This is a genomic window from Bradyrhizobium uaiense (assembly GCF_010811875.1).
Classification (GTDB): domain Bacteria; phylum Pseudomonadota; class Alphaproteobacteria; order Rhizobiales; family Xanthobacteraceae; genus Bradyrhizobium; species Bradyrhizobium uaiense.
On the sequence record NZ_VKHP01000401.1, the window covers coordinates 1 to 4,661 of the forward strand.

At 66.0% G+C, this 4,661-nt stretch carries 5 protein-coding genes and 1 riboswitch; of the genes, 2 read left to right on the forward strand and 3 right to left on the reverse strand.

Annotated features, from left to right (window positions below; genetic code table 11):
* The 3 genes from FNJ47_RS44615 to FNJ47_RS44625 all read right to left on the reverse strand — a co-directional run.
* Positions 1-1,910: cobaltochelatase subunit CobN (locus FNJ47_RS44615; protein ID WP_175068513.1), on the reverse strand; the 1,910-nt coding region annotated here is incomplete at its 3' end.
* The gene (gene cobW, locus FNJ47_RS44620; RefSeq protein WP_163162952.1) at positions 1,910-2,944 is read right to left on the reverse strand and encodes a cobalamin biosynthesis protein CobW; all 1,035 of its coding nucleotides are present in this window, start codon (positions 2,942-2,944) and stop codon (positions 1,910-1,912) included. The genes FNJ47_RS44615 and cobW, both read right to left, overlap by 1 nt.
* On the reverse strand, positions 2,941-3,315 hold the full coding sequence (locus tag FNJ47_RS44625) for a DUF1636 family protein (RefSeq protein WP_163162954.1): 375 nt from the start codon (positions 3,313-3,315) through the stop codon (positions 2,941-2,943). Before FNJ47_RS44625 ends, cobW begins: the two co-directional genes overlap by 4 nt.
* 93 nt (positions 3,316-3,408) lie before the next feature.
* A riboswitch (cobalamin riboswitch) is annotated at positions 3,409-3,619 on the reverse strand.
* A gap of 36 nt (positions 3,620-3,655) precedes the next feature.
* On the opposite strand from FNJ47_RS44625, the gene cobO reads away from it, so the two are divergent.
* Together cobO and FNJ47_RS44635 are read left to right on the forward strand one after the other, a co-directional pair.
* Positions 3,656-4,309 carry a cob(I)yrinic acid a,c-diamide adenosyltransferase gene (gene cobO, locus FNJ47_RS44630; protein WP_163162956.1) on the forward strand — a complete coding sequence of 218 codons (654 nt, stop codon included), beginning with the start codon at positions 3,656-3,658 and terminating at the stop codon, positions 4,307-4,309.
* A gap of 11 nt (positions 4,310-4,320) precedes the next feature.
* A partial coding sequence (locus FNJ47_RS44635) for a nucleotide-binding protein (protein ID WP_163162958.1) occupies positions 4,321-4,661 on the forward strand: 341 nt, incomplete at its 3' end.

Here is a 4,661-nt window from a genome sequence, read left to right on the forward strand (position 1 = left end):
TCCTCCAACCCGGCGATGCGCGCTTCTTCGCGGATCGCAGCAATCAGGCGCTGCCGCCGCGCTGGATCAAGACCGTCGGCGGTGGAGTACTCATCAAGCAAGCGCTCGAGACGACGCAAGCCCTCCGGCACCGCCGCCTGTGCCAGCGGCGGCGGCAGATGGCCGATCGTCACAGCACCGATCCGGCGCTTGGCCTGCGCCGCCTCGCCGGGGTCGTTGACGATGAAGGGATAGACAACGGGCAGATCGCCGATCAGTGCCTCGGGCCAACACGCCGATGACAGCGCAACCGACTTGCCGGGCAGCCATTCCAGCGTTCCATGCGCGCCCATGTGGACGACGGCATCGATGCCCTGCTGCCTGAGCCACAAATGGAACGCGACGTAGGCATGGCGCGGTGTGCGCGAGAGGTCGTGATAATCCGCATCGCGGTGACCGGCCTCACCGCGCTCCGGCTGAACCGCAATGATCGATTGTCCGCACCGGATCGCGGCGAAATGAAATGAACCGTCACGGCAATCAGGATCATCCTCCGGCGCCCCCCATGAGCGCGCAAGGTCGTCCTGCAGCTGCTGCGGCAGGCCAGAGATCGCCTTGCGATAGTCGGCCAAGCTCCACGTCAACGTCCGGCGCAGGAGCACTTCGCCCAGCGACGTCACCGGCTCGAGATCAAAACCCGCAGCTGCGAGATCGGCCAGCAAAGCCTCGACCGAGGCCAGCGCATCAAGTCCCACGGCATGCGCGATCTGATGTGGACGGCCCGGATAGTTCGAGAGCACGAGCGCAAGCTGTTTCTGCTGCGCGGGCTTTCCGGCAAGTCGATGCCAGGCTGCCACGCGCGCGGCGACCGCCGCAACGCGCTCCGCATCCGGCCGATGCGCGAGATGCGCGAACTGCAGGTCGGGATCGCGCTCGCCCGGCGACTTGAAGCTCACGACGCCCACGAACAGGCGGCCGTCGACCTCCGGCAGCACGACGTGCATCGCAAGATCGCCGGGTGAAAGACCGCGCAGTGACCCGGCCCAATCGTCGCGCTGCGCCGTCGACAAAGCGACCTGGAACACCGGGCACGATGCGGCATCGAACGGCGTCGTGCCATCGTCACCCACCGCCGAGAACGCAGTTACATTGACGATCGCGGCCGGAGCGCATTGCGCGAACTGGGCGCGCAGCCAATCGGCCACGCCCGCCGCCTTCAGCGAAGTAACGAAGACGCCGTGGGCATCGAAACCCTTTTCGCGCAATGCATCGATCAATGCATCGACCGGCGCCGTATCGCCGGCCGCCAGATAGGAACGGTAGAACGTCACCAGCACCCGCGGCCGGCCATCTGATGCCGGCAGCATTGGGACGACACCGCGCCTTGAATCATAAACGCCGATCTCGGGAAGATCGATCTCGCCGACGACAGGCCCGGCATAGAGTCCGGACGCCAGCGCCAGCTGGGCGATCACGGCCTGCGCGGCAACCGGGCCGCCCTTGTCGCACAGCGCCTTCAGGCGGCGCAGCGCCGAGACCGGCAGAGTGGAGAATTCATCCAGCCGCAGATCGTCGCGGCCATCGGCCGGCAACACCACCAGGGCGATGCCGCGCTCCTTCGCCAGCCGATGCACCGCGGCCAGCCCGTACGACCAATAGGGTTCGCCGCCGATCAGCCGAACCAGGATGCCGCGCGCGTGCGACAGCGTCCGCTCGATATAGGTATCGACCGACAGCGGATGGCGCAGCTCCGTGAGATTGGCGAGCCGCAGCGACGGCAACGCGGCGCGGCCGCGCCGCCAGCCGGCCGCGAACGCCGCGAGATCGCTGTCGGAGAACGACAACACCACGAGATCGGCCGGATCCTGGCCGAGGTCCCTGGGTGTCGCGGTCTCTTCAAGGCCGCGGCTCTCGCGGAATACGACGTGCATCAGACACCAAGCCGTGCCTTGATTGCAGCTTCATCGATATCGCCGTGTTCGCCGATCACGACGAGCTTCGACTGCCGCGGGCGACCGCCCCAGGGCATGTCGAACTGATGCCGCACCCGCTCGCCGACGGATTGCACCAGCAACCGCATCGGCTTGCCTTCGACCGCGATGTAGCCCTTGGCGCGCAGCACGTTCTGCTCGCGCGCAAGTCCCTTGATCGAGGCGACCAGCGCATCGATATCAACGATCTCCGGAAGATCGATCACCACGGAATTGAAATCGTCGTGCTCGTGCTCCTCTTCGCCGTCGTGATGCGACGGACGCGACGCGAGATCGTCTTCCGCCGCGGCGCCGAGCCCCAGGATGACCCTCGCGTCGATCGTGCCATCGACGATGGGCAGCATCGGCACCTCGCGCGGCATTTCGGCCGCGATGACCTCCTTGGCCGTCCTGATCCCTTCCGCCCCGGCGAGATCGGCCTTGGTCAGCAGCACGATATCGGCGCAGGCGATCTGGTCCTCGAACACTTCGGACAGCGGCGTCTCGTGGTCGAGATTGCCGTCCGCGGCGCGTTGCGCGTCGACTGCGACCGGATCGGGCGCGAAGCGCCCGGCGGCAACCGCCTCGGCGTCGGCCAGCGCGATCACGCCGTCGACCGTGATCCGCGAGCGGATCTCCGGCCAGTCAAACGCTTTCAGCAACGGCTTCGGCAGCGCGAGGCCCGAGGTCTCGATCACGATGTGATCGGGCCGCACGGGGCGCGCCAGCAGTTGCTCCATCGCAGGGATGAAATCGTCGGCGACGGTGCAGCAGATGCAGCCATTGGCGAGCTCAATGATGTTCTCGGTCGGGCAATTGGCATCGGCGCACGACTTCAGGATGTCGCCGTCGACACCCTCGCTGCCGAACTCGTTCACCAGCACCGCGAGCTTCTTGCCGTTGGCGTTGCGGATCAGATGCTGGATCAGCGTCGTCTTGCCGGACCCGAGAAAGCCAGTCACGACGGTGACAGGAACCTTGGCGAGCGTGGTCATTCGGCGGCCTCCGGCACGACGGGAAGAGGTGGAATGCGGGCAAGCGACTGCTTGCGGAAGATTTCGGGACGGCTGCGCCACGGCACGATGCCGTCGGGCGCCGCGGCATAGGCGGAGGCGCCGGCGATCACATCCCTGGCATTAGCTTCGGACAGCCGTCCGTAGACATAGGACCACCGCCCCGGCGCGCTGAGCGCGACCGAGCAGCCCTGGCTGCAAGCCGACAGGCACTCGACGGGAACCAGATTGACGTCGTCGGGCACGCCGGCCTCAACGAGCGCGGCATGCAGGCGCGCACCGGGCGCAGTCTCACCTTCGGCCGGCGTCTGGCCGGCACGGCAGGTGATGCAGACATGAAGTGTAACGCTCATCGCCCTTCCTGGATTAACAACGGGAAGCGATGAGGCACACGAACCTGACGTGGACAGGCCCGTTCCCCGTCGCGGAACACCCCGTCCGCCGGTCTCAACTTTGCTGCGTTGGCAGGTCTCCCGGCTTGCGGAGCAGGATTTCTCCCCTGATGCCCACCTTCCCGACTCCTCGCGGAATCAGTGGCTTGGACATCTCTCCGGTCACGGTCGCGGGGGCGGCTGCACTTCAGGCTCCATTTGCGGAGCCCTATCGCATTCCCTCTTCGCCTGTCGTAGGACAGGAACCAACGCGGGCCCACCATTCGTCCAAGCCTCGCACTTGTCAAGCCGAAGGAACGTGATGATTTCAGATGGAAACGACGCTGAGGGCGGCGCCGTCGGCACCGATTCTTCGCTGGATGCGCGCCATGCCGACAAGATGGCGAAAAAGAAGGCCGCCCGCGACAAGATCATGGCGACCAAGAGCGGTGAAAAGGGCCTGATCATCGTTCATACCGGCGCGGGCAAGGGAAAATCGTCCTCCGCCTTCGGGATGATCGTGCGCTGCGTGGCGCACGGCTTTCCCTGCGCCGTGGTGCAGTTCATCAAGGGTGCCTGGGATACCGGCGAGCGCCGCCTGCTCACCGGCCATTTTGGCGATCTCTGTCAATTCCACGCGATGGGCGAAGGATTCACCTGGGAGACGCAGGACCGCGCCCGCGACATCGCAGCCGCCCAGGCCGGCTGGGAAAAGGCCAAGCAGCTGATCGCAGACCCGAGCTTGCGCATGGTGGTGCTCGACGAGATCAACATCGCGCTGCGCTACGATTATCTTGATATCGCCGACGTCGTCGAGTTCCTGACGACGTCGAAGCCGCCGATGACGCACGTCGTGCTCACCGGGCGCAACGCGAAGGAGGAATTGATCGAGATTGCCGATCTCGTCACCGAGATGACGCTGGTGAAGCACCCGTTCCGGTCCGGCATTAAGGCGCAGCCGGGCGTCGAGTTCTGACAGGCCGCACCATGGCACGCGCATTGATGATCCAGGGAGCCGGTTCGGACGTGGGCAAGTCGCTCGTCGTCGCGGGCCTCGCACGCGCCGCCAGACGACGCGGCCTGCGCGTGCTGCCGTTCAAGCCGCAGAACATGTCGAACAACGCTGCCGTCACTGTCGATAGCGGCGAGATCGGACGCGCGCAGGCCTTGCAGGCGCTCGCCGCCGGCGTCGAACCGCACACCGACATGAACCCGGTGTTGCTGAAGCCCGAAACCGACGTCGGCGCCCAGATCATCGTGCACCGCATGCGGATCGCGACCTCGCGCGCCCGGGAATATGACAGCCCGAAGCCCTCACTGGTGCCCCC

What these genes read in the sequence shown, in the direction of transcription:
- cobW (WP_163162952.1), bottom strand. Translation starts at nt 2,944, where the DNA reads ATGACCACGCTCGCCAAGGTTCCTGTCACCGTCGTGACTGGCTTTCTC.
- FNJ47_RS44625 (WP_163162954.1), bottom strand. Translation starts at nt 3,315, where the DNA reads ATGAGCGTTACACTTCATGTCTGCATCACCTGCCGTGCCGGCCAGACG.
- cobO (WP_163162956.1), top strand. Translation starts at nt 3,656, where the DNA reads ATGATTTCAGATGGAAACGACGCTGAGGGCGGCGCCGTCGGCACCGAT.